Annotated in this window: 20 protein-coding genes; 1 reads left to right on the forward strand and 19 read right to left on the reverse strand. The window is 70.9% G+C overall.

Annotated elements, in window-relative coordinates; genetic code table 11:
* Positions 1-220: 220 nt before the first annotated feature.
* The 4 genes from ACFWRT_RS19465 to ACFWRT_RS19480 are packed head-to-tail and all read right to left on the reverse strand — an operon-like array spanning position 221 to position 3209.
* The gene (locus ACFWRT_RS19465) at positions 221-706 is read right to left on the reverse strand and encodes a GNAT family N-acetyltransferase (protein ID WP_380955688.1); all 486 of its coding nucleotides are present in this window, start codon (positions 704-706) and stop codon (positions 221-223) included.
* Positions 703-1644 (reverse strand): RluA family pseudouridine synthase, encoded by a 942-nt coding sequence (locus ACFWRT_RS19470; RefSeq protein WP_380955689.1) that lies wholly within the window; start codon positions 1642-1644, stop codon positions 703-705. The genes ACFWRT_RS19465 and ACFWRT_RS19470 overlap by 4 nt, the downstream gene beginning before the upstream one ends.
* Positions 1645-1687: 43 nt before the next feature.
* Positions 1688-2278, reverse strand: a complete 591-nt coding sequence (gene lspA / locus ACFWRT_RS19475) for a signal peptidase II (protein ID WP_380955690.1) — start codon at positions 2276-2278, stop codon at positions 1688-1690.
* A 58-nt stretch (positions 2279-2336) separates the two neighbouring features.
* Positions 2337-3209 (reverse strand): TraR/DksA family transcriptional regulator, encoded by an 873-nt coding sequence (locus ACFWRT_RS19480; protein WP_380955691.1) that lies wholly within the window; start codon positions 3207-3209, stop codon positions 2337-2339.
* A gap of 576 nt (positions 3210-3785) precedes the next feature.
* Here ACFWRT_RS19480 and ileS point away from each other — a divergent pair.
* The gene (ileS, locus tag ACFWRT_RS19485) at positions 3786-6929 is read left to right on the forward strand and encodes an isoleucine--tRNA ligase (protein ID WP_380955692.1); all 3144 of its coding nucleotides are present in this window, start codon (positions 3786-3788) and stop codon (positions 6927-6929) included.
* Between the two features lie 321 nt (positions 6930-7250).
* On the opposite strand, the gene ACFWRT_RS19490 is transcribed toward ileS, so the two are convergent.
* The 15 genes from ACFWRT_RS19490 to ftsL form a co-directional block, all read right to left on the reverse strand.
* Positions 7251-8396, reverse strand: a complete 1146-nt coding sequence (locus ACFWRT_RS19490) for a DivIVA domain-containing protein (protein ID WP_380955646.1) — start codon at positions 8394-8396, stop codon at positions 7251-7253.
* Between the two features lie 49 nt (positions 8397-8445).
* Positions 8446-8730: a YggT family protein gene (locus ACFWRT_RS19495; protein WP_006123846.1), complete on the reverse strand. Its 285-nt coding sequence runs from the start codon at positions 8728-8730 to the stop codon at positions 8446-8448.
* Between the two features lie 90 nt (positions 8731-8820).
* Entirely contained in the window at positions 8821-9444 is a 624-nt protein-coding gene (locus ACFWRT_RS19500) for a cell division protein SepF (protein ID WP_380955647.1), read from the reverse strand.
* A gap of 126 nt (positions 9445-9570) precedes the next feature.
* Positions 9571-10290 (reverse strand): YggS family pyridoxal phosphate-dependent enzyme, encoded by a 720-nt coding sequence (locus ACFWRT_RS19505; RefSeq protein WP_237325387.1) that lies wholly within the window; start codon positions 10288-10290, stop codon positions 9571-9573.
* A gap of 6 nt (positions 10291-10296) precedes the next feature.
* On the reverse strand, positions 10297-11037 hold the full coding sequence (pgeF, locus tag ACFWRT_RS19510) for a peptidoglycan editing factor PgeF (RefSeq protein WP_380955648.1): 741 nt from the start codon (positions 11035-11037) through the stop codon (positions 10297-10299).
* A complete protein-coding gene (ftsZ, locus tag ACFWRT_RS19515) occupies positions 11034-12257 on the reverse strand; it encodes a cell division protein FtsZ (protein WP_380955649.1) in 1224 nt (407 codons plus the stop codon). Before ftsZ ends, pgeF begins: the two co-directional genes overlap by 4 nt.
* A 276-nt stretch (positions 12258-12533) precedes the next feature.
* Entirely contained in the window at positions 12534-13328 is a 795-nt protein-coding gene (locus ACFWRT_RS19520; RefSeq protein ID WP_380955650.1) for a cell division protein FtsQ/DivIB, read from the reverse strand.
* A gap of 49 nt (positions 13329-13377) precedes the next feature.
* Entirely contained in the window at positions 13378-14472 is a 1095-nt protein-coding gene (gene murG / locus ACFWRT_RS19525) for an undecaprenyldiphospho-muramoylpentapeptide beta-N-acetylglucosaminyltransferase (protein WP_380955651.1), read from the reverse strand.
* A 6-nt stretch (positions 14473-14478) separates the two neighbouring features.
* A complete protein-coding gene (gene ftsW, locus ACFWRT_RS19530) occupies positions 14479-15807 on the reverse strand; it encodes a putative lipid II flippase FtsW (RefSeq protein ID WP_380955652.1) in 1329 nt (442 codons plus the stop codon).
* Positions 15808-15868: 61 nt separating this feature from the next.
* Complete coding sequence (gene murD / locus ACFWRT_RS19535) at positions 15869-17311, reverse strand: UDP-N-acetylmuramoyl-L-alanine--D-glutamate ligase (RefSeq protein WP_380955653.1); 1443 nt, start codon at positions 17309-17311, stop codon at positions 15869-15871.
* Positions 17293-18363 carry a phospho-N-acetylmuramoyl-pentapeptide-transferase gene (gene mraY, locus ACFWRT_RS19540; RefSeq protein WP_380955654.1) on the reverse strand — a complete coding sequence of 357 codons (1071 nt, stop codon included), beginning with the start codon at positions 18361-18363 and terminating at the stop codon, positions 17293-17295. The genes murD and mraY overlap by 19 nt, the downstream gene beginning before the upstream one ends.
* A complete protein-coding gene (locus tag ACFWRT_RS19545) occupies positions 18360-19781 on the reverse strand; it encodes a UDP-N-acetylmuramoyl-tripeptide--D-alanyl-D-alanine ligase (protein ID WP_380955656.1) in 1422 nt (473 codons plus the stop codon). The genes mraY and ACFWRT_RS19545 overlap by 4 nt, the downstream gene beginning before the upstream one ends.
* Positions 19782-19785: 4 nt before the next feature.
* Complete coding sequence (locus ACFWRT_RS19550) at positions 19786-21504, reverse strand: UDP-N-acetylmuramoyl-L-alanyl-D-glutamate--2,6-diaminopimelate ligase (RefSeq protein WP_380955658.1); 1719 nt, start codon at positions 21502-21504, stop codon at positions 19786-19788.
* 40 nt (positions 21505-21544) lie between these two features.
* Positions 21545-23527 carry a peptidoglycan D,D-transpeptidase FtsI family protein gene (locus tag ACFWRT_RS19555; RefSeq protein ID WP_380955659.1) on the reverse strand — a complete coding sequence of 661 codons (1983 nt, stop codon included), beginning with the start codon at positions 23525-23527 and terminating at the stop codon, positions 21545-21547.
* 4 nt (positions 23528-23531) lie between these two features.
* Positions 23532-24173, reverse strand: a complete 642-nt coding sequence (gene ftsL / locus ACFWRT_RS19560) for a cell division protein FtsL (protein ID WP_380955660.1) — start codon at positions 24171-24173, stop codon at positions 23532-23534.
* Positions 24174-24178: the final 5 nt, after the last annotated feature.

Genomic DNA, 24178 nt, shown 5'->3' on the forward strand with positions numbered 1-24178 from the left:
GGCCGCTCACCGGGCCGACGTCCAGGTCACGGCTCGGCCGTGCCCGCGGGTCCGGCCGGGGTGAGCGGCCGTCAGGAGCCCGGCCGGGCAACGGCGGGGCAGGGCCTCCACCCTGCCACGCACGGTTCACGGAACGGCCGAGACCCCCCGCGCGGCGGGCTCAGGCGGACCCGGTCCCGATCAAGTGGACACGGTCTCGATCAAGTAGACGCGGTCTCGATCAGGCGGACGCGGTGTCGCGGCGCATCGCCCGGTGCGGAATGCCCGCGTCCGGGAACTCGGGACCGTACGCGACGTATCCGAGCCGCTCGTAGAAGCCGAGGGCGTGGGTCTGGGCGTGCAGGTCCACGGCGGTCAGGCCGAGCCGGGCCGCCTCGTCCTCGATGGCGCGCACCAGGGCCGCGCCGACGCCGAGGCCGCGCGCCTGCCGGGTGACCGCGAGCCGGCCGAGCGAGCCGACGGTGAGGTCGCCGCCGGTCTTCCCGGCCGCGTCGGCGCCGTGCAGCAGCCGCCCCGTACCGAGGGCGGTGCCGTCGGCCGCCACGGCGAGGACGTGCACGGCGGTCGGGTCGTAGGCGTCGTACTCGATCTCCTCGGGCACGTTCTGCTCGCCCACGAAGACCTCCTTGCGCACCTGGAAGCAGGCGGCGAGGTCGCTCTCCTCGACGGCCCTGCGGACGGTGTACGGGGGTGGTACGGCGGTCACTGGCTCTCCGCGGCGATGGTGTCGAGGGCGTGCTGGAGGTCGGCCGGGTAGGTGCTGGAGAACTCCACCCAGGAGCCGTCGTTCGGGTGCTCGAAGCCCAGCCGCACCGCGTGCAGCCACTGCCGGGTCAGCCCGAGCCGCTTGGCCAGCGTCGGGTCGGCGCCGTACGTCAGGTCGCCGACGCAGGGGTGGCGGTGGGCGGACATGTGGACCCGGATCTGGTGGGTGCGGCCGGTCTCCAGCTTGATGTCCAGGAGGCTGGCGGCGCGGTACGCCTCGATCAGGTCGTAGTGGGTCACCGACGGCTTGCCCTCGGCGGTGACGGCCCACTTGTAGTCGTGGTTGGGGTGGCGCCCGATGGGGGCGTCGATGGTGCCGCTCATCGGGTCCGGGTGGCCCTGGACGAGCGCGTGGTACTTCTTGTCGACGACCCGGTCGCGGAACTGGGCCTTGAGCAGGGTGTACGCGCGCTCGGACTTGGCGACGACCATCAGGCCGGAGGTGCCGACGTCGAGGCGGTGCACGATGCCCTGGCGCTCGGCGGCGCCGGACGTGGAGATCCGGTACCCGGCGGCGGCGAGGCCGCCGATGACGGTGGTGCCGGTCCAGCCGGGGCTGGGGTGGGCCGCGACGCCGACCGGCTTCATGATGACCACGATGTCGTCGTCGTCGTGGACGATCTCCATGCCCTCGACGGGCTCGGCGACGATCTGGACCGGGGCGGGCGCGCCCGGCATCTCGACCTCCAGCCAGGCGCCGCCGTGCACGCGCTCGGACTTGCCGGCCACCGAACCGTCCACCTGGACCTTCCCGGCGGCGGCCAGCTCGGCGGCCTTGGTGCGGGAGAAACCGAACATCCGGGAGATGGCGGCGTCGACACGCTCGCCTTCCAGGCCGTCCGGTACGGGCAGGGTGCGGATCTCGGGGTGCGTACTCACCAGTCGAGTATGCCTTGCGCCGGAGACTCCCCGCGCAGCCCGGTCAGTCCTTGTGGACGGTCCCGTCGGGGTCCAGACCCTTGAAGGACAGGATCACGATGAGGATGCCGCCGCAGACGATGGCGGAGTCGGCGAGGTTGAAGACGGCGAAGTGCTTGGGGGCGATGAAGTCGACCACCGCCCCTTCGAACACACCGGGCGCCCGGAAGATGCGGTCGGTGAGGTTGCCGAGCGCACCGCCCAGGAGGAGCCCCAGGGCGACGGCCCAGGGCAGGCTGTAGAGCTTGCGAGCCAGCCGGATGACGACCACGATCACGCCGGCGGCGATGATGGTGAAGATCACCGTGAACGCCTCGCCGAACCCGAACGCGGCACCCGGGTTGCGCAGCGCCCGGAACTGGAGCCAGTCACCGATGATGTCGATCGGCGGCTGGTGCTCCAGCTTGGCGACCACGATCAGCTTGGAGACCAGGTCCAGCAGGTAGGCGACGACCGCGACGCCGACGAGCGCCAGGATCTTGCGCTTGCCGGTGCCCGCGTTCACCGCGGCGTCGGCGGCCGTGGAGCCGCCTTCGTCCGGGTGCTCGGCCTCGGGATTGTCCGGCGTACCGATGATGCGCTCCGCCTCTGCCACGTGAGTCCCTCAACCTAGGTGCCTGACTGAGGACGAGGGTACGACACACCTGTACGGGTCAGCCGCGCCGCTCCTGCTTCTGCTTGTCCTCGACGCAGAGGGTGGCGCGGGGAAATGCCTGCATCCGTGCCTTGCCGATCGGTTTGCCGCAGACCTCGCAGAGCCCGTAGGTCCCCGCCTCCAGCCGGGCGAGCGCCCGCTCGGTCTGCTCCAGCGTCTCCTGGGCGTGGGCGGCGAGCGACAGCTCGTGTTCCCGCGTGATGTTCTTGGTGCCCGTGTCGGCCTCGTCGTCGCCCGCGCCGTCACCGGAGTCCCGCATCAGCCCGGCGAGCGCCGCCCCCGAGGCCTCCAGCTCGCTGCGCAGTCGCATGATCTCGCTGGTCAGCAGCGTGCGTGCCTCGGTGACCTCCTCGGGCGTCCAGGGGTCCTCCCCGGGCCGTACCGCCAGTTCGCCGGGAGCGGTCGCGGCGGCTCCACGGGCGGGCGGCACGGCCGCCTCGTCCGTACCGGCTGCGGGGCGACTCGCGCTCTTCTTGGCTACCACCGTGTGGGCTCCCGTCTCCTCGGCGGCCTGCGCCGCCCCCGTGGCCGTCTGTGCGGCCGTCTCTGCGACCGCCTTCGAAGCCTTCTTGCCCGCGCTCTTCTTCGCGGTGCTCTTCGTGGTGCTCGTGGGACTCGTCGTGCTCTTCTTGCTCTTCTCGGCGGCGGTCTTCTTCGCCGCCGCCTTCTTGGCAGGCGCTTTCTTCGCGACGGTCTTCTTGGCGGCCGCCTTCTTCGCAGCAGCCTTCTTGGAGGGCGCCTTCTTCACGGGCGCCTCCTCCGAGGGCGCCTTCCCCGCAGCCGTCCCGTCCTGGGACGTCTCGTCGGCCGGTGGCTTCCCGACGGCCTTGTGCCCGGCCGCGGTCTCTTCCGCCGTCTTCTTCGCCACCATGGCCGCGGCCCCTTCACATATTGTGATCTTGCACGCGAATCGTGCTGGGACGATAAATCGACCCCAGCCTCGCGGCAACGGGGCACGCCGCCCTTCCGCCCCTCCCCGTACCCGGTCGTGGCGCGCCTGCATCGGTTGTTCCCAGCTCCCCGCCCGGTAATCCAGCCCCTGGCCGCCCTCGCACCCCGCCGCCGACTCCGTACGCCCCCGACTGGCCATTCGGGTCATGCCCGGGCCCCGGGTTAAACCGGTCGGCCGTCAGCCGTCCGGGCCCGTACACTGGGCCCAGCGAAAGGCATGGACGGGACGAGTAGCGCCGTACGCAGCCAGCAGCGACCCGGGGACGGTGGGAGCCCGGGGGCGAGCGCGTCGTGAAGATCACCCCGGAGCCGCCGGAAGAACGCCTCGGACCATGGGCCCCGCCCACGGGCGCCGAGGCCACTAGACCCGGCATCGCGACCCCAATGAGGGGGCCACGGGCGCACGCCCGGGGCCAAGGAGGGTGGTACCGCGGGAGCGCCGGACGCTCTCGTCCCTCCGACGGAAGTGGAATACGTCCGCCGGAGGAAGCCGCACATGACATCGCCGCAGTACCGCCAGGTACCCGCCCAGGTCGACCTGCCCGCGCTGGAACACGCCGTTCTCGACTTCTGGCAAGAGAACAGGGTGTTCGCCAAGAGCCTCGACCGGTCCGAGGGCCGCCCGGAGTGGGTCTTCTACGAGGGCCCGCCCACCGCCAACGGCATGCCCGGCGCCCACCACATCGAGGCCCGCGTCTTCAAGGACGTCTTCCCGCGCTTCCGCACCATGCAGGGCTACCACGTGGGCCGCAAGGCCGGCTGGGACTGTCACGGCCTGCCGGTCGAGCTCGCGGTGGAAAAGGAGCTGGGCTTCAACGGCAAGAAGGACATCGAGGCGTTCGGCATCGCCGAGTTCAACGCCAAGTGCCGTGAGTCCGTGACCCGGCACACCGACGCCTTCGCCGAGCTCACGACCCGTATGGGGTACTGGGTCGACCTGGACGACGCGTACCGCACGATGGACCCGGAGTACGTGGACTCCGTGTGGTGGTCGCTGAAGGAGATCTTCAACAAGGACCTGCTGGTCCAGGACCACCGCGTCGCCCCCTGGTGCCCGCGCTGCGGCACCGGCCTCTCCGACCACGAGCTGGCGCAGGGGTACGAGACGGTCGTCGACCCCTCGGTCTTCGTCCGCTTCCCCCTCACCTCGGGTCCGCTGGCCGGCGAGGCGGCGCTCCTGGTCTGGACGACGACCCCGTGGACCCTGGTCTCCAACACGGCGGTCGCCGCGCACCCCGAGGTCAGGTACGTCGTCGCGACGGACGGCGAGGAGAAGCTCGTCGTCGCCGAACCGCTGGTGGAGAAGGCGCTCGGCGAGGGCTGGGAAGTGACCGGCCAGTCGTTCACCGGCGCGGAGATGGAGCGCTGGACCTACGAGCGCCCCTTCGCCCTGATCGACTTCCCGGCGGAAGCCCACTACGTGGTCAACGCCGAGTACGTCACGACCGAGGACGGTACGGGTCTGGTCCACCAGTCCCCCGCGTTCGGCGCCGACGACCTCCTGGTCTGCCGTGCGTACGGCCTGCCGGTGGTCAACCCGGTCCGCCCCGACGGCACGTTCGAGGAAGACCTGCCCCTGGTCGGCGGCGTCTTCTTCAAGAAGGCCGACGAGGCGCTCACCGCGGACCTGGACGCGCGGGGCAAGCTCTACCGCCACGTCCCGTACGAGCACAGCTACCCGCACTGCTGGCGCTGCCACACGGCACTGCTCTACTACGCGCAGCCGTCCTGGTACATCAGGACGACGGCGATCAAGGACCGTCTCCTCCAGGAGAACGAGAAGACCAACTGGTACCCGGACTCGGTCAAGAACGGCCGCTTCGGCGACTGGCTGAACAACAACGTCGACTGGGCGCTCTCCCGTAACCGCTACTGGGGCACGCCGCTACCGATCTGGCGCTGCGAGGACAACCACCTGACGTGCGTGGGCTCGCGAGCGGAACTGACGGAGCTGACGGGCACGGACCAGTCATCCCTGGACCCCCACCGCCCGTTCATCGACGAGATCACCTTCACCTGCACGCACGAGAACTGCCAACTGGAGGCGTACCGCGTCCCGGAGGTCATCGACGCCTGGTACGACTCGGGTTCGATGCCGTTCGCGCAGTGGGGCTACCCGTACAAGAACAAGGAAGTCTTCGAGAGCCGCTACCCGGCGCAGTTCATCTCGGAGGCCATCGACCAGACCCGCGGCTGGTTCTACACGCTGATGGCGGTAGGCACCCTGGTCTTCGACAAGTCGTCCTACGAGAACGTGGTCTGCCTGGGCCACATCCTCGCCGAGGACGGCCGCAAGATGTCCAAGCACCTGGGCAACATCCTCCAGCCGATCCCGCTGATGGACCAGCACGGGGCGGACGCGGTGCGGTGGTTCATGGCGGCGGGCGGCTCCCCGTGGGCGGCGCGCCGGGTGGGCCACGGCACGATCCAGGAGGTCGTCCGCAAGACGCTCCTCACCTACTGGAACACGGTCGCCTTCCAGGCCCTGTACGCGCGCACGTCGGGCTGGGCCCCGTCGGCGGCCGACCCGGCCCCGGCGGACCGCACGGTCCTGGACCGCTGGCTGCTCAGCGAACTCAACGCGTTGGTCGACCAGATGACGGTCGCGATGGAGAGTTACGACACCCAGCGCGCCGGCAAGCTGCTCTCGGCGTTCGTGGACGACCTCTCCAACTGGTACGTACGCCGCTCGCGCCGCCGCTTCTGGCAGGGCGACAAGGCGGCGCTGCGCACGCTGCACGAGGTCGTCGAGACGGTGACCCGGCTGATGGCCCCGCTGGTCCCGTTCATCACCGAGCGGGTCTGGCAGGACCTGATCGCGCCGGTGACCCCGGACGCCCCGGAGTCGGTGCACCTGTCCACCTGGCCCAAGGCGGATCTGGCGGCGATCAACCCGACCCTCTCCTCCCAGATGGCGCTGGTGCGCCGCCTGGTGGAGCTGGGCCGGGCGACGCGCGCGGAGTCGGGCGTGAAGACGCGGCAGCCGCTGTCGCGGGCGCTGGTGGCGGCGAGCGGCTTCGAGTCGCTTGCTCCGGACCTGCGGGCGCAGATCACGGAGGAGCTGAACGTCACATCGCTCGCCACGCTCTCGGAGGTCGGCGGCTCGCTGGTCGACACGACGGCGAAGGCGAACTTCCGGGCGCTGGGCAAGCGGTTCGGCAAGGGCGTGCAGGCGGTGGCCAAGGCGGTCGCGAACGCGGACGCGGCGGCGCTCTCCCTCGCCCTGCGCGAGGGCACGGCGTCGGTGGAGGTGGAGGGCGAGCAGATCACCCTCGCCCCCGATGAGGTCATCATCACGGAGACCCCGCGCGAGGGCTGGTCGGTCGCCTCGGACGCGGGCGCGACGGTGGCCCTGGACCTGGAGATCACCCCGGAGCTGCGCCGCGCGGGCCTGGCCCGTGACGCGATCCGCCTGATCCAGGAGGCCCGCAAGAACAGCGGCCTGGACGTGGCGGACCGCATCGCCGTCCGCTGGACGACGACGTCCCCGGCGACGGCGGAGGCCCTCACGGAGCACGCCCCCCTGATCTCCGAGGAGGTCCTGGCCCTGGACTATGCGGAGGGCGAGGCAGACGACACGTACGGCGCGGCGTTCGAGGACGAGGGCCTGGCACTGACGTTCCGCCTGCGCAAGCAGTAGGTCCGTACGGCGGAGGGCCCGGCCGGACACGTTCCGGCCGGGCCCTCCGCCGTACCCCCTCAGGGGCTCCGCCCCCGAACCCCCGCGCCTCAAACGCCGGCGAGGCTGAGTTCTGCAGCCCCTCCGGCGATTGAGGAGCGGGGTCCGGGGCAGAGCCCCGGTCTCGGGAAGGGGCGGGTAGGGGAACAGGCCCGCCGCAGGCGCCCCACCCGCACCCCGCAACGGCGGCGCCGCCCACGGCAAAGGGCCGGGCCCCGGGGAGAATCCCGGGGCCCGGCCCTTCGACTGCCGACGGCTACGCGCTCAGCGAGCGCGATCCGCTCAGTTGTCGTCCTCGTCGATCAGGAACCCACGCATCGGCGACGGCGCCTGCTGCATCGGCTGCGGCGCCTGAGGCCGAACCGGCGCCATCGGCTGCGTCATCGCGGGCGACATCTGCTGCTGGCCACCGTAGGACGGCGCACCGCCCATGGACGGGCCGCCACCCATCTGCTGGCCACCGTGGCCACCGTGGTTGGAGCTGCCCATGGAGTGACCCATCGCACCCGCACCGGCCGGAGCCAGCGAGGGGGACGGCGGCAGCGAGGCCGCCGCCGGCGTCCGCGGCGGAGCGAGCGAGTCGTCCGACTGGGTCTCCAGCTGACGCAGCTGGCTCTCCAGGTAGGACTTCAGCCGCGTGCGGTACTCGCGCTCGAAGCCCCGCAGGTCCTCGACCTTGCGCTCCAGCGTCGCGCGGGCCGACTCCAGCGAGCCCATCGCCACGCGGTGCTTCTCCTGCGCGTCCCGCTCCAGGGCGTCGGCCTTGGCGCGCGCGTCGCGCTCCAGACCCTCGGCACGGCTGCGCGCCTCGCCGACGATCTTGTTGGCCTCGGAACGGGCCTCCGCGATCGCCTGGTCGGCGGTCTGCTGCGCGAGCGAGAGGACACGGGCGGCGCTGTCGCCACCGGGGCCCTGCCCCTGCTGCTGCATCGGCGGCTGCTGCATCTGCTGCATTTGCTGCATCTGCTGCTGCTGGGGGTGCTGACCCATGGGGCCGCCCATCGGGCCACCCATGGGACCGCCCTGCATCGGGCCCTGGCCCTGGGGGCCGCCGTGGCCGCCCTGGGGGCCGTGACCGCTGGGGCCGGCAGGCAGCTGCGGCGCGCCACCGGGCAGCTGGGGCGGACCCATCTGCGGGGGCTGCTGCTGCTGCGGAGGTCCAGATATGGCGGCGGGCACGGGAGCGCCCGGGCGGTCCTGCTGCTCCGGGGGCTTGCGCATACCCTGCTGCTGTTGCTGCTGGTTCTGCGCGGCGGCACGCGTCGCGGCGGCCAGCTTGGCGCGCAGGTCCTCGTTCTCACGGAGCAGACGGGTCAGCTCCGATTCGACCTCGTCGAGAAAGGCATCGACCTCGTCCTCGTCATAGCCTTCTCGGAGGCGGACGGTCGTGAACTGCTTGTTCCGCACGTCCTCGGGGGTCAACGGCATCTCTTCTTCACCTCTACGTAGTCGTCGGCAGTCGGCAAGACCGTGTCGCTCACAACCTGACCACAACGCTGATCAGGATGTAGACGATGATCATCAGAACGAAGAAGGACAGGTCGAGTGCCACGCCCCCGAGACGCAGCGGCGGAATGAACCGCCGCAGAAGCTTGAGCGGTGGATCGGTGACAGTGTAGGTGGCCTCAAGTACGACCACCATCGCCTTGCCGGGTTGCCATGAACGTGCGAACTGGAAGACGTAGTCCATGACCAGCCGGAAGATCAGCACGATGAGGAAACACATCAGCGCGATATAGACCACATCCAGTGCGACGCCCATGTCTCGCGCTTCCCTCTCCCCTGGCTCTCTTAGCTCCGGCCTCTCGGCCGGCACCGGCCTCGCGGCCGGGTCGTTCCCGGTGTCGTGTTCTCAGCTCTGGTTGAAGAATCCGCCCTCTGCGATGCGGGCCTTGTCCTCCGCCGTGACATCGACGTTAGCAGGCGACAACAGGAACACCTTCTGCGTCACGCGTTCAATGCTGCCATGGAGCCCGAAGACGAGTCCTGCGGCAAAGTCGACAAGTCGCTTCGCGTCCGTATCGTCCATCTCCGTGAGATTCATGATCACCGGAGTGCCCTCACGGAAGTGTTCCCCGATGGTACGGGCCTCGTTGTAGGTCCTGGGATGCAGCGTGGTGATGCGGTACGGCTCCCGCTCGGACACGACCTTGGGCATGATCACCGGTGCGTTCTTCTCCATGTTCGGGCGTTCAGGTGTGATGGATGCCACGGGTGCGATCCGGGCGGGTCGCACGCTTTCCGCGGGGAGCTGAACCGGCTCGCGTTGGGCGGGCGGCTGTACCACTCGTACCGGTTCATCCCTTTCGCGCTCCCGCTCGCGTTCGCGTTCCACCTGGTGCGGGGGCTGATGCCGTCGCCGATCGGGCTCCGGCTCAGGCTCGAATTCGTCATCGGGGTCGAACCCCGGGCCGTCGTACCCATCGTCCTCCACGAGGCCGAGGTAGACCGCCATCTTGCGCATCGCGCCGGCCATGCTCCGAGTCCTCCGCTCTGTGGTGGATCGGCATTCGTCACCAAGTGCCCGCGATCCACGGTGGTCCGCCCCGCCGTGCTGGGGAATGACCATATTTTCTGCTGTGGTCCGACTTGCTTCGCGACGTTACCCGAGCCCGGGTCGGACTCCGAGTACCGCCGTACCGACGCGTACATGTGTCGCTCCGGCCGCCACCGCGTCCTCCAGGTCCGCACTCATACCTGCGGAGACCATGGTGGCAGCCGGATGACCGGCGCGCAGGCGGGTGGCGAATTCCATCAGCCGGTCGAACGCGGCCCGTTGCCTGCCGGCAAACGGTCCGGCCAGCGGCGCCACGGTCATCAGACCCTCCAGCCGCAGACCCTCCGCCGCGTCGACCGCGGCCGCCAACTCCTCGATCCCGTCGGGCGCGACGCCACCGCGCTCGCCGCGCTCGCCGCTCTCCGCGTCCAGGGCCACCTGGATCAGACAGCCGAGCTCGCGCTCCGCGCGGACCGCGGCGGCCGAGAGGGCGGTGACCAGCTTGATCCGGTCGACCGACTGCACGACATCGGCATAACTCGTCACAGAACGAACCTTGTTCGTCTGCAATTGTCCGACAAAGTGCCATGTCAGGGAAAGATCCGCACAAGCGGTGGCTTTCGGCGCCGCGTCCTGGTCACGATTCTCGGCGACATGGCGCACACCCAGTTCATGCAGCATGCGGACATCGCTCGCGGGGTAGGTCTTGGTGACCACGATCAGGGTCACCTCCTCGCGCTTGCGGCCGGCCGCCGCACAGGCGGAGGTGATCCTTTCCTCCACCTGTGCGAGATTCGCCGCGAGTTGAGCCTTACGGTCCGTCATGCCCTATCAGTCCAACCAGACATATCCGGCGAGCCGCCCGGTGGTGCGGTCGCGGCGGTACGAGAAGTGATCGCCCGATTCACGGGTGCAGACCGGCGAACGGTGCAGGTCACCCACCCCGAGAGCGGCGAGCTGGGCGTGGACCCCGCCGGTGACGTCGACCGCCGGGGTTCCCCAACTGGTCTCGGACCAGGTGCCGGGGACCGCCTCGGCGACCTCGGCCCGCATCTCCTCGGGCACCTCGTAGCACCGTCCGCAGACGGCCGGGCCGGTGTGCGCGGTGATCCGGGACGGGCGTGCACCCAGCGCGGTCATCGCCTCGACCACCGCGGGGACGACTCCGGCGACCAGCCCCGGCCGCCCGGCGTGCGCCGCTCCGGCGACCTGGGCGACCGGGTCGACGAGGAGGACGGGGGTGCAGTCGGCGGTGAGGACGGCGAGCGCCAGTCCGCGCCGCGTGGTCACCACCGCGTCCACGGCCGGAATCTCCGCGTCCGCGCCCCAGGGTCCGTCGACCACCGCCACGTCCCGGCCGTGCACCTGGTTCATCCAGACGACCGAGGCCGGGTCGAGGCCGAGCCGGCGGGCCGCGCGCTCGCGGTTCGCGCCGACGGCGGCGGGGTCGTCACCGACCGCGCCGCCGAGGTTGAGCTCACCGTACGGAGCGGCGCTCACTCCGCCCCACCGGTCGGTGAAGGCGAAGTGAGCGCTGCCCGTGACGGGTTCCGCCTGGTGCTGACCTATCACTTCAAGAAGTCCGGTACGTCCAGCTCTTCGGCCTGGGTGTCCTGGTAGGGACGGGCCGGCGGGACGTGCGGCGGAGAGGCCTGTGACAGCGGGCTCTCGCTCGAAACCGACGCGGGGGCGGGCTCGGCCGGGGCCGGGCTCTCCTCGCGCGGCGGTACGGAACCGAGTCCGCCCGACGGGCGCGCGCTCTCGGCGGAGGGCCTGGCCGGGGCGGCCGGCTCCTCCCTCTTGTTCGTGTTGGCGCCGAGGGTGCTCTCGCGCCGGGCCGGCGGCTGTCCGCCGTCGAATCCGGCCGCGATCACAGTGACCCGGACTTCGTCGCCGAGGGCGTCGTCGATGACGGCGCCGAAGATGATGTTGGCCTCGGGGTGTGCCGCCTCGCTCACCAGTTGGGCGGCCTCGTTGATCTCGAAGAGACCGAGGTCGCTGCCGCCGGAGATGGAGAGCAGGACACCGCGGGCGCCGTCGATGGACGCCTCCAGGAGCGGCGAGGAGATCGCCATCTCCGCCGCCGCGACCGCGCGGTCGTCGCCGCGCGCCGAGCCGATGCCCATGAGCGCCGATCCGGCCTCGGACATGACCGACTTGACGTCGGCGAAGTCGAGGTTGATCAGGCCCGGCGTGGTGATCAGGTCGGTGATGCCCTGGACACCCGAGAGCAGGACCTGGTCGGCCGACTTGAAGGCGTCGAGCACGCTGACCTGGCGGTCCGAGATGGACAGCAGGCGGTCGTTGGGGATGACGATGAGGGTGTCGACCTCTTCGCGGAGCTCGGCGATGCCGTCCTCCGCCTGGTTCGCGCGTCGCCGGCCCTCGAAGGTGAACGGGCGGGTGACCACGCCGATCGTCAGGGCGCCGAGCGAGCGCGCGATGTTGGCGACGACGGGTGCGCCGCCGGTGCCGGTGCCGCCGCCCTCTCCGGCGGTGACGAAGACCATGTCGGCCCCCTTGAGGACCTCCTCGATCTCCTCACGGTGGTCCTCTGCCGCCTTGCGACCGACGGCCGGGTTCGCCCCGGCGCCGAGGCCCCGGGTGAGTTCGCGGCCGACGTCGAGCTTGACGTCGGCGTCGCTCATCAACAGGGCTTGTGCGTCCGTGTTGATCGCGATGAACTCGACGCCCTTGAGACCGACCTCGATCATTCGGTTGATGGCATTGACACCACCGCCGCCGACACCGATGACCTTGATGACTGCGAGGTAGTTCTGCGGTGCTGCCACGTCGAAGGCCTCTCGCCTCGAGTTACGTGTCGTCGCTCTGCGGGTGACCCGCGGCGACGACTGATGTCGATGGGGACGGTCCGAATGCCGACCCAAACCCTAACGTTCAACTTTAGGGTTAACAGTGTGTCTGCTTCCTGGACTCTTCCGAACAGGACACTAAGTCGACAAGTGGCGCACGTTCAACGAACACGCCGAACCTCCCGTTTTTCTTTTCACCCTATGTGATCACCCGTAGCGCTGACCAACCAGGGGGCTGGCCAGCACAAATGCACGTCAACTCCCCGATACCGCAGGGGCGCTGGGGGCACTCACGTCGAACTGTCCCGCTTTGGGCTCCGCCTTCATGAGAGCGGTGAGAACATCCGCCTTCGCCGGCCCGTCCTCACTACTGCCCCAGATCACCGTCCGGCCACGGGTGAGCCGCAAGGAGATCCCGTCGTACGAGGTGATCCGCACCGCCTCGACCTCCTTCGCGAGACGCCTCGGCAGCTCGCCCGCGACCAGGACGGCTTCCGCCGACAGACCGTCACTGCCGAACCTGCGCAGACTCGCGGACCGTTCCGGCTTCAGCTCCAGCAGGGGCACCCCCTCGGGTGCCCGGTCCACCGTGGCGAATCGGAAGCCCGTTCCGTCGACTTCGACGAACTTCGCACCCTTTTCCACCAGAAGGACCGGCTTGCGTTCCGTCACTTTAAGGCTGATGCGGTGCGGCCAGGACCGCACGACATCCACGGAGTCGATACGTGGCAACTTCTGGAGCAACCGGCCTTCCATCGCGCCGGTGTCCACGGAGATCAGCGGCGACCCGAGCGGTGCGGCGGCAACCGCTTCCACCTCTTCGCGGGTCAGCACCTCCGTGCCAGTGGTGGTCACGCGTTCGACACGGAGCCAGGAGGAGCCGTACAGCACCCAGATGACGAACGCGGTGAGCAGGGCCGCCGCGACGCCGATCAGGATCAGCAGCGTGCGGCGGCTCAGCCGGCGCCCCTCGGGGCCGATGTGCGGCGGGCGGGCGGGGGTGTCCGCTCGCTCCGCTGGGCCGCGCTGGGCGGTCGTCGGTCCGGCCACGCTCGCTCCTTCGCCGGACCCGGGGCGCCCGCCCCGGGTCCGCACCGCCTCACGCCTGGCGGCGGGAGGCAATCGCTTCGTACACCATGCCGACGAGCAGGTCGTCGGCGTCGCGCCGGCCGAACTCGGCCGCGGCGCGGGACATTTCGTACAGCCGGTGGGGGTCCGACAGCACCGGCAGGACGTTGCCCTGCACCCACTCGGGGGTCAGCGCCGCGTCGTCCACCAGCAGGCCGCCGCCGGCGTTGACCACCGGCTGGGCGTTGAGCCGCTGTTCGCCGTTGCCGATGGGCAGCGGGACGTAGGCGGCGGGGAGCCCGACGGCGGAGAGTTCGGCGACGGTCATCGCGCCCGCGCGGCAGAGCATCATGTCGGCCGCGGCGTACGCGAGGTCCATCCGGTCCACGTACGGTACCGGGATGTACGGCGGCATCCCGGGCATGTTGTCGATCCGCGGCAATTCGTTCTTCGGGCCGACCACATGGAGGATCTGGATCCCGGAGCGCTGGAGCAGCGGCGCGACCCGCTGGACCACCTCGTTGAGGTGGCGGGCGCCCTGCGAGCCGCCGGAGACCAGCAGCGTGGGCAGGTTGGGGTCGAGGCTGAAGGCGGCGCGGGCCTCCGGGCGGACCCGGGCGCGGTCCAGGGTGGCGATGGTGCGGCGCAGCGGGATGCCGATGTAGCGGGCGTCGCGCAGCTTGCTGTCCGGGGTGGAGACGGCGACCCCGTGGGCGTACCGGGAGCCGATCTTGTTGGCGAGGCCCGGACGGGCGTTGGCCTCGTGGACGACGATCGGCACGCCGGCGCGCTTGGCGGCGAGGTAGCCGGGCAGCGCCACGTAACCGCCGAAGCCGACCACGCAGTCCGCCTTGGTGCGCTCCAGGATCTGCTCAGCCGCCTTGATGGTGCCGCGCAGCCGGCCCGGGACGGTGATCAGCTCGGGGGTGGGCTTACGGGGCAGCGGTACGGCGGGGATGAGGGCGAGCTCGTACCCCCGCTCGGGTACGAGCCTGGTCTCCAGGCCGCGTTCCGTGCCGAGGGCAGTGATTCCCACGGTCGGGTCCTGCCTGCGCAGGGCGTCTGCGAGGGCAAGCGCGGGCTCGATGTGTCCGGCGGTCCCCCCGCCGGCGAGTACGACATGCACCGAAATTCACCGCTCTCCGGACGGACGCTTCGTGACGCGCCGTCTCATCGTCTTCCATCTCACCCCGGGCCTCCGCATGGCCAGGGCCGCCTTCGCGGCGGGATCGTTCCGCGCGAAGGCGATCATGAGCCCGACCGCGAACATCGTCGGCAGCAGGGCGGACCCTCCGTAGGAGAACAGCGGGAGCGGGACACCGGCGATCGGCAACAGGCCGAGCACCGCACCGATGTTGATCACGGCCTGGGCCATGATCCAGGTGGTCACGCCTCCCGCGGCATACCTGACGAAGGGGTCCTCCGTGCGTCCGGCCACGCGGATACCCGCATAGCCTAGAGCCGCGAAGAGGGCGAGCACGGACAGCGTCCCCGCCAGACCCAGTTCCTCACCGGTGATCGCGAAGATGAAGTCGGTGTGGGGTTCCGGGAGTTGACCCCATTTTTCCACACTCGCACCCAGCCCGGAACCGAACCATCCGCCGGAGGCCAGAGCGTAGATTCCGTGGGCGGCCTGCCAGCAGCCGTCGTCCGGGTCGGGTTCGCCGATGATGCCCATGCAGGAGAGCCGGGACATCCGGTTGGGGCTGGTCCAGATCAGCAGGACCGCGAGGACGGCGGCGGATCCGAGCACCCCGGCGAAGAGCCGGGTGGGGGCGCCGGCCAGCCAGAGCAGGCCGAAGAGGATCGCCGTGAGAATGATCGCGGTCCCCATGTCGCCGCCCAGCATGATCAGCCCGAGCAGCATGAAGGCGACCGGGACGAGCGGGACCAGCATGTGCTTCCACTGCGTCAGCAACCGCTTGTCCTGCTTGCGGGCGAGCAGGTCGGCGCCCCAGAGGATCAGGGCGAGCTTGCCGAACTCGCTGGGCTGGAGTTGGAACGGGCCGCCGAGGTAGATCCAGTTCTGGTTGCCGTTGACCGACATCCCTATTCCCGGCACCTGGACCAGGATCATCAGGAAGACGGTGACCATGAGCATCGGGTAGGCCAGCCCGCGGTGGAGCTTCACCGGCATCCGGGAGGCGATCATCATCAGCGCGCCCCCGATGACGGCGGCGACGAACTGCTTGCCGAAGAAGTACGTCGACGACTTGTCGATGTTCAACGCCTGGATCATCGAGGCGGAGTAGACCATCACCAGGCCCAGCACGGTGATCAGGAGGCTGGAGCCGAGGATCACGTAGTAGGCGGTCAGAGGGCGGTCCCAGGCCCGGCGTGCCTGTTCGTAGAGGCGCCGTACGCCGCCGCGCGGGGCGCGGGGGGCCGGGGAGCCGCGTCCCGCGCTCCGGGGCGGCGCCGGCCGTCGGCTGCGTACGGCGGAGCTCTTCTCGGCCGGCATTGTCGCTGTCCCCTCCACTGCTCGTGCCCCAGGGCGCGGCCCCGGCGCGGAGCCCGGTCGGTCAGGCGCTCGTCTCGGCACGTGCGCGGACCGCGTCCGCGAACGCCTCGCCCCGCTTGATGTAGTTGGTGAACATGTCCATCGAGGCGCAGGCCGGGGCCAGCAGTACCGTATCGCCCGGCCGCGCGAGCCGGGCGGCGTGCTCCACCGCCTCGGACATCGCCCCAGTGTCGGTCCGGTCGAGGTCGACGACCGGGACTTCCGGGGCGTGTCGCGTCAGGGCTTCGTGGATCAGCGCGCGGTCGGCGCCCATCAGCACGACTCCGCGCAGCCGCTTCGCCGCGCCGGTGACCAGCTCGTCGAAGGTGGCGCCCTTGGCGAGGCCGCCGGCGATCCAGACGATGGAGTCGTAGGCGGCGAGCGAGGCCTCGGTGGCGTGGGTGTTGGTGGCCTTGGAGTCGTCGACGTACGCGACCTCGTCGATGTCCGCGACGTGTTCGATGCGGTGGGCGTCCGGGCGGAAGTTCCGCAGCCCGTCGCGGACGGCGGCCGGTTCCACGCCGAAGGCGCGGGCGAGGGCGGCGGCGGCCAGCGCGTTGGCGATGTTGTGCGGGGCCGGCGGGTTCACGTCGGAGACCTCGGCGAGCTCCTGCGCCTGCTTCTGGCGGTTCTTCACGAAGGCCCGGTCCACGAGGATGCCGTCGACCACGCCGAGCTGGGAAGGGCCGGGGGCGCCGAGGGTGAAGCCGATGGCGCGGCAGCCCTCCTCGACGTCGGCCTCGCGGACGAGGTCCTCGGTGGCGGGGTCGGCCGCGTTGTAGACGCAGGCGACCGTGTTGCCCTCGTAGACGCGGCCCTTGTCGGCGGCGTACGCCTCCATCGAGCCGTGCCAGTCGAGGTGGTCCGGGGCGAGGTTGAGGACCGCGGCGGAGTGGGCGCGCAGGGAGGGCGCCCAGTGCAGCTGGTAGCTGGAGAGCTCGACGGCGAGGACGTCGTACTCCTGCTCGCCGAGCACCGCGTCCAGCAGCGATACGCCGATGTTGCCGACCGCCGCCGTGCGCAGGCCCGCGGCCTCCAGGATCGAGGCCAGCATCCGTACGGTGGTGGTCTTGCCGTTGGTGCCGGTGACGGCGAGCCAGGGGGCGGCCTTGCGCCCGTTGTCGCCGCGCAGCCGCCAGGCCAGCTCGACGTCGCCCCAGATGTCGACGCCCGCCTCGGCGGCAGCCAGGAAGAGCGGCTTGTCCGGCTGCCAGCCGGGGGCGGTGACGACGAGTTCCGTGGACGGCGGCAGGGTGGCGCCGTCGCCGAGGCGCACGGTGATGCCGAGCGCCTCCAGTTCGGCGGCCTGCGCGCGGGCGCGCTCGTCGTCGCCGTCGTTGACGACGGTGACGAGCGCGCCGCGCTCGTGCAGGGCACGGGCCGCGGGGATGCCGCTGACGCCGAGTCCGGCGACGGTGACGTGCTTGCCCTGCCAGTCCACGGTGCTCACTTCTTGGCTGCCCATCCCGCGTAGAAGAGGCCGAGGCCGACGATCACGCACATGCCCTGGATGATCCAGAAGCGGACCACGACCAGGACTTCGGACCACCCCTTGAGTTCGAAGTGGTGCTGGAGCGGTGCCATCCGGAAGACCCGCTTGCCGGTCATCTTGAACGAGCCGACCTGGATGACCACGGACATGGTGATCATCACGAAGAGGCCGCCGAGGATGGCGAGCAGGAACTCGGTGCGGGACAGGATCGCGAGGCCCGCCAGCGCGCCGCCGAGGGCGAGCGAGCCGGTGTCACCCATGAAGATCTTGGCGGGCGAGGTGTTCCACCACAGGAAGCCGAAGCAGGCGCCCATCAGCGCGGAGGCGACGACGGCGAGGTCGAGTGGGTCCCGTACCTCGAAACAGGCGCTGGGGTTGGTCAGGTTGTCCGCGAAGGCGCAGGACTCCTGGAACTGCCAGAGGCCGATGAAGGTGTAGGCGCCGAAGACCATCACCGAGGCGCCGGTGGCCAGACCGTCCAGGCCGTCCGTGAGGTTCACGCCGTTGGACATGGCGAGGATCATGAACAGCGCCCAGACGCAGAACAGCACCGGGCCGATCGACCAGCCGAAGTCCTCCACGAAGGAGAGCCGGGTGGAGGCGGGGGTGTTGCCCCGGGAGTCGGCGAACTGGAGCGAGAGCACCGCGAAGGCGATACCGACGATCAGCTGGCCGGCCATCTTCGCCTTGGCCCGCAGACCCAGCGAACGCTGCTTGACGATCTTGATGTAGTCGTCGAGGAAGCCGACGAGGCCCATCCCGGCCATCAGGAACAGCACGAGGATGCCGGAGTACCGGATGTCCTCGCCGGTGATCACCTTCGCCAGGACGTACGCGATGATCGTCGCCAGGATGAAGGCGATGCCGCCCATCGTGGGCGTGCCCTTCTTGCTGCCGTGCGTGCGCGGGCCGTCGTCCCGGATGAACTGCCCGTATCCCTTGCGGGCCAGCAGCTTGATCAGCAGCGGGGTCCCGACCAGGGTCAGGAAGAGCCCGATGGCCCCCGCGAAGAGGATCTGCCTCATCGGCCGGCGACCTCGCCCTCGGTCGCGTTCTCCAGCAGTGCCTGGGCGACCTTCTCCAGGCCGACCGACCGGGACGCCTTCACCAGCACGACGTCTCCCGGGCGCAGTTCACTGCGCAACAGGTCGACGGCCGCCTGTGCGTCGGACACGTGCACCGACTCCTCACCCCACGAACCCTCGTTGTATGCGCCCAGTTGCAGCCAGGAGGCTTCTCTCCCCCCGACAGCGACGAGCTTGCTGACGTTGAGCCGGACGGCGAGCCGTCCGACCGCGTCGTGCTCGGCGAGCGACGCGTCACCGAGCTCGGCCATCTGACCGAGCACCGCCCAGGTGCGTCCCCCGTCGGCCGCTCGGGCCTGGCCCATGGCAGCCAGCGCACGCAGTGCGGCTCTCATGGATTCGGGGTTCGCGTTGTAGGCGTCGTTGACAACCGTCACACCGTCCCCGCGCTCGGTGACCTCCATGCGCCAGCGGGAGAGGGTGCCCGCCTCCGAGAGCGCATCGGCGATCCCGGTCACGGACATGCCCAACTCATGGGCGACGGCGGCCGCGGCGAGCGCGTTCGACACGTGGTGCTCACCGTACAGGCGCAAGGTCACGTCGCTGCACCCGGTGGGTGTGTGGAGCTCGAACGCGGGCCGCCCGTCGGCGGTCATCCGGACCTTCTCGCCCCGTACGTCCGCTTCCGGGGCTTCTCCGAAGAGCAGGACGCGGGCCTTGGTGCGCGAAGCCATCGCGCGTACGAGAGGGTCGTCGGCGTTGAGTACGGCACAGCCGTCCTCGGGCAGGCCCTCGACCATCTCGCCCTTGGCCTGGGCGATCGCCTCGCGGCTGCCGAACTCGCCGAGGTGGGCGGAGCCGACGTTGAGGACCAGGCCGATGCGGGGCGGGGTGAGCTCGGTGAGGTAGCGGATGTGGCCGATGCCGCGGGCGCCCATCTCCAGGACCAGGTGCTGGGTCTCGGAGGTGGCGCTCAGGGCGGTGAGCGGCAGGCCGATCTCGTTGTTGAGGGAGCCGGGCGTCCAGACGGTCGGGCCGTGGCGCTGGAGGAGCTGCGCGATCAGGTCCTTGGTGGACGTCTTGCCCGCGGAGCCGGTGAGCGCGACGACGGTGGTGCCGAGGCGTTCGACGACGGTACGGGCGAGCGCGCCGAGGGCGCCGACGACGTCGTCCACGACGATCGCCGGAACGCCGACGGGGCGGGCGGCCAGGACGGCTGCCGCGCCCGCCTCGACGGCGCGCTGCGCGTAGTCGTGGCCGTCCACGCGCTCGCCGGCGAACGCGGCGAACAGGCTGCCGGGTGCGACCTCGCGGGAGTCGATGACGACGGGGCCGGTGACGGTGACTGCCGGGTCCGGTATGTCGTGCGGCTGCCCGCCGACGATGTCCGCGATCTCGGCGAGGGAAAGGGTGATCACTTGGTCATCCCTGACTGTTGTTCTCGTGGTGCGGGGCACGGTCGGCGGCGCCGGTGCGCCCCAGGGACCGCTCGATGGCGTCGTGCAGGACCTTGCGGTCGTCGAAGGGGCGTACGACTCCGTGGATGTCCTGGCCCTGCTCGTGGCCCTTGCCCGCGACGAGGACGGTGTCGCCCGGTTCGGCGCGTGCGACGGCGGCGGCGATGGCCGAGGCCCGGTCGGCGTCGACCAGGACGTCACCGCGTTCGTGGACGGGGACCTCGGCGGCGCCGGAGAGCATCGCGGCGAGGATCGCGAGGGGGTCCTCGGAGCGGGGGTTGTCGGAGGTCAGTACGGCGGTGTGGGCGAGGCGGGCCGCGGCGGCGCCCATCGGGCCGCGTTTGGTGGTGTCGCGGTCGCCGCCGCAGCCGAGGACGATGTGCACCCGGCCCTCGGTGACCTTCTGCAGGGAGCGGAGCACGGACTCGACGGCGTCGGTCTTGTGCGCGTAGTCGACGACGGCGAGGTACGGCTGTCCGGCGTCCACCCGCTCCAGCCGGCCCGGGACCCCGGGGACGGCGGCGATGCCGTCGGCGGCGATCTGCGGGTCGACGCCCGCGACGGCCAGCGTGACGATCGCGGCGAGGGTGTTGGCGACGTTGAACGGGCCGGGCAGCGGGGCGCGGGCGGCGATCCGCTCGCCCTTGGGGCCGACGGCGGTGAAGGTGCTGTCCTGCGGGCCGACCTGGACGTCCTCGGCGTGCCAGTCGGCGTCCGGGTGGCCCTCGGTGGAGAAGGTGGTGACCGGGACGCCGGACTCGTCGATGAGCCGGCGGCCGTACTCGTCGTCGAAGTTCACGACGCCGCGGTGGCTGCGCTCGGGGGTGAAGAGCTGGGCCTTGGCCTGGAAGTAGTCCTCCATGCCGGAGTGGAACTCCATGTGCTCCGGGCTGAGGTTGTTGAAGACGGCGACGTCGAAGACGCAGCCGTCGACCCGGCCGAGCACGAGGGCGTGGCTGGAGACCTCCATCGCGACGGCCTCGACGCCGCGTTCGCGCATGACGGCGAACAGGGCCTGGAGGTCGGTGGCCTCGGGGGTGGTGCGCTCGGACTTGATGCGCTCGTCGCCGATGCGCATCTCGACGGTGCCGATGAGCCCGGTGGCGCGGCCCGCGGCGCGCAGTCCGCCCTCGACCAGGTACGCGGTGGTGGTCTTGCCGGAGGTTCCGGTGATGCCGATCTGGAGGAGGCCGATGCCGGGCCGCCCGTAGATGTCGGCGGCCAGTTCGCCCATGACGCCGCGTGGGTCCTCGGCGACCAGGACCGGCAGGCCGGTGGCGGCGGCGCGTTCGGCGCCCGTCGGGTCGGTGAGGACGGCGACGGCACCGAGGCCCGCGGCCTGGGCGGCGAAGTCGGCGCCGTGCATACGGGCGCCGGGCAGGGCCGCGTACACGTCTCCGGGGCGCACGGCCCGCGAGTCGTGGGTGATGCCGGTGACTTCGCCGTCCCCGGCCGCGTCGACGCCGAGCCGGTCGGCCAGCTCGCCGAGGGGGGTGGGCCGGAGCCGGTCCGGTCGGGGCGCTCCCGGGTAGGTCACAGGCGCGTCCTTCTGAGAGGTTTGGGACTGATCAGCGTGGGGCACGGCGGTGAGCGTACCGGGCCGGTGCGGGCTCTCGCGAAGCGAGGGACCGGGTCCCGGGAAGTTCTCGTTCCGGTTCCCGGGATCGGGGGTGATGGTTGTCACTGAGGGTTCCCTTGGAGGAGATGCTCGCGCATCCCCGTGTTCACTCGCCGGGTTTGAAGGACACCGGCAGCCGGGGCGGCTTGTTGCCGGACGGTGCGACCTGGAGGGTCTTGAGCGCGAACTCCATGACCTGCTTGTAGATCGGGCCGCAGATCTGGCCGCCGAAGTAGCTTCCCTTGGTGGGGTTCTGGATCGCGCAGTAGACGGTGATCTGCGGATCGTCGGCCGGGGCGAAGCCGGCGAAGGAGGCGGTGTACCCCTTGTAGACGCCGCGGACCGGGTCGACCCGGTTGGCGGTGCCGGTCTTGCCCGCGACCCGGTATCCGGGGATGGCGGCCTTGGTGCCGGTGCCCTCCTGGTCGCCGACGACGGATTCCAGCATGGTCGCCAGGGTCTTGGCGGTCTTCTCGCTGACCACCCGGGTCTCCTCGGGGGCGTCGGCGGCGGTGAAGCGGCCGTCGGCGCCCTTGGTGCCGCGTACGAGGGTGGGGTCGATCCGGACCCCGCCGTTGGCGACCGTGGAGTAGACCGAGGCGGCCTGGACGGCGTTCATGGAGAGGCCCTGGCCGAAGGGGATCGTGTACTGCTGTGAGGTCGACCAGTCCTTGGGGTGGGCGAGGAGACCGGGCGACTCGCCGGGGTAGCCGAGGCCGGTCTTCTTGCCGAGGCCGAACTTGCGCAGGTAGTCGTAGAGCACCTTGTTCGACTCGGCCTGGGTCTTGCCGAGCTGACCGGTCGCCAGGATCGTGCCGATGTTGCTGGACTTGGCGAGGACCCCGTTGAGCGTGAGGTACCAGGTGGGGTGGTCGATGTCGTCCTTGAAGAGCCGGTCGCCGCGGTGCAGCCGGTTGGGGACGGTGACATGGGTGCCGGGCGTGGCGGCCTTCTCCTCCAGTACGGCGGCCATCGACATGACCTTGCTGGTGGAGCCGGGCTCGTACACGTCCTGGAGGGCCGCGTTGCCGAGGGAGGCCGAGGTGGCCTGGGAGAGGTCGTTGGGGTCGTAGCCCGGTGAGTTGGCCATGGCCAGCAGCTCGCCGGTCCGGGTGTTCTGCACGATGACGTAGCCGCGGTCGGCCTTGGACTTCTCGACCTGGTCGCTGATGGCCTTCTGAGCGGCCCACTGGATGTCGCGGTCGATGGTCAGCTCGATGTCGGAGCCGGGCACGGCCGGGTCCTCGCTGCCGCCCGCCGTGGGGACCCGGCGCCCGCCGGACTGGGCGTAGCGGATCTTGCCGTCCTCGCCCGCGAGCTCCTGGTCCAGCTGCGATTCGAGTCCGCCGCCGCCCTTGCCGTCGGCGCTGACGAATCCCAGTATCCCGGCGGCGAGGTCCCCGTTGGGGTAGACCCGCTTGGTGGTGGGCTCCTGGAGGACCCCGGCCAGGACGTTGGCGCCCGTGCCGCCGTTCAGCTTGTCCTCGGAGGCCTTCTCGGCGAAGACGGCCTTGAGGTCCTTGATCTGCTTCCAGACCTGGGGGGTCTGCCGGTACGCGAGCACGGTGTAGCGGCTCTTGGGGGTCGAGAGCTTCTTGACCAGCTCGTCGACGTCCTTGCCGAGGATCGGGGCGAGCAGCGCGGCGGCCTGCTGCGGCGCGTCGGGGGCCTTGCTGTCCTCGGGCGTGAACATCTTCGGGTCGGCCGTGATGTTGTGCGCGTCCACGCTGGTGGCGAGCGCGACGCCCCTGCGGTCGGTGATCTCGCCGCGCTCGGCGGCGACCGTGTACTCCAGGTAGCGGTTCTTCTCGGCCTTGGCCGCGTACGCGGTGGCGTCGACGGCCTGGACCTGGAGCAGCCGGGCCACGAAGAGCAGCATGATCAGCGTCAGCCCGAGGCTGACCAGCCGGAGCCGGGGGCGCGGGGAGCCGAGGCGCAGGGTGCGGGGCGCGCGCCCGCGTGCGGTGGTGCGCCGTGGGGCGGGGCGGGGGACGCGGGCCGGGGGGCGTGCGCCGGAGCGGCCGTTGGCCCCGTTACGGGGGCGGGCCGGGCCGGGTACGCGGCGGCGCGGCGGTTCCTTGGGCGGCACTGCGTCACCTGCCGGGGGTGGTCGGGGGCGGGGTCGCCGGGGTGCTCTCGGGGGCCGGGGCGTCTTGAGGCCCGGCGGGGTCGGCCTGGGCGCCTTGGGGCTCGGGCTCTGCGGGGGCGCCCTGGGTTTCGGCCTCGGCGGCTGCGCCCGGTGAGGGGCTTGCGGAGCCGGAGGGGGCGGCCGGGGCGGCGGGCTCCGTGCCGTCCGCCTGCGCGCCGCCCTCGGGGGTCGGCTCGGCGCTCGGGGTGGGGCTCGGACTGGGGCTGGGCGGCGGGGCGGTGGCCTCCCTGGGGACTCCGCGGACCGTGCCGTCCGGGTTCAGGAAGGCGGGGCTGCCGCCGGGGACCATGCCGAGTTCCCGGGCGCGGCGCTCCAGGGCGTCGGGCTGGGAGTAGCTGTCGACGTCGCGCTGGAGGGCCTGCTGCTCGTCGGTGAGCTCGGTGGTGTCCCGCTTGAGCTTGCTGAGCCTGAACGATCCTTCGTTGAGCGCGGAGTTCAGCAGCAGCAGGGTGATCAGCCCGCCGCCCAGGAGGAGCACGACCAGCAGGACGAACGGGGTACGGGCCGCGCTGCTGGGGGACGCGGTGGGCATCAGCCGGGCGAGCCGTCCGGCGCGCCCCTTCAGCGATGCGGCCGGCCTGCTCACCGCGT

It is taken from the genome of Streptomyces cyaneofuscatus, from assembly GCF_042718795.1.
GTDB lineage: Bacteria > Actinomycetota > Actinomycetes > Streptomycetales > Streptomycetaceae > Streptomyces > Streptomyces cyaneofuscatus_A.

What these genes read in the sequence shown, in the direction of transcription:
- ACFWRT_RS19480 (WP_380955691.1), bottom strand. Translation starts at nt 3,209, where the DNA reads ATGGTGGCGAAGAAGACGGCGGAAGAGACCGCGGCCGGGCACAAGGCC.
- ileS (WP_380955692.1), top strand. Translation starts at nt 3,786, where the DNA reads ATGACATCGCCGCAGTACCGCCAGGTACCCGCCCAGGTCGACCTGCCC.
- ACFWRT_RS19490 (WP_380955646.1), bottom strand. Translation starts at nt 8,396, where the DNA reads ATGCCGTTGACCCCCGAGGACGTGCGGAACAAGCAGTTCACGACCGTC.
- ACFWRT_RS19495 (WP_006123846.1), bottom strand. Translation starts at nt 8,730, where the DNA reads ATGGGCGTCGCACTGGATGTGGTCTATATCGCGCTGATGTGTTTCCTC.
- ACFWRT_RS19500 (WP_380955647.1), bottom strand. Translation starts at nt 9,444, where the DNA reads ATGGCCGGCGCGATGCGCAAGATGGCGGTCTACCTCGGCCTCGTGGAG.
- ACFWRT_RS19505 (WP_237325387.1), bottom strand. Translation starts at nt 10,290, where the DNA reads ATGACGGACCGTAAGGCTCAACTCGCGGCGAATCTCGCACAGGTGGAG.
- ftsW (WP_380955652.1), bottom strand. Translation starts at nt 15,807, where the DNA reads ATGCCGGCCGAGAAGAGCTCCGCCGTACGCAGCCGACGGCCGGCGCCG.
- murD (WP_380955653.1), bottom strand. Translation starts at nt 17,311, where the DNA reads ATGGGCAGCCAAGAAGTGAGCACCGTGGACTGGCAGGGCAAGCACGTC.
- mraY (WP_380955654.1), bottom strand. Translation starts at nt 18,363, where the DNA reads ATGAGGCAGATCCTCTTCGCGGGGGCCATCGGGCTCTTCCTGACCCTG.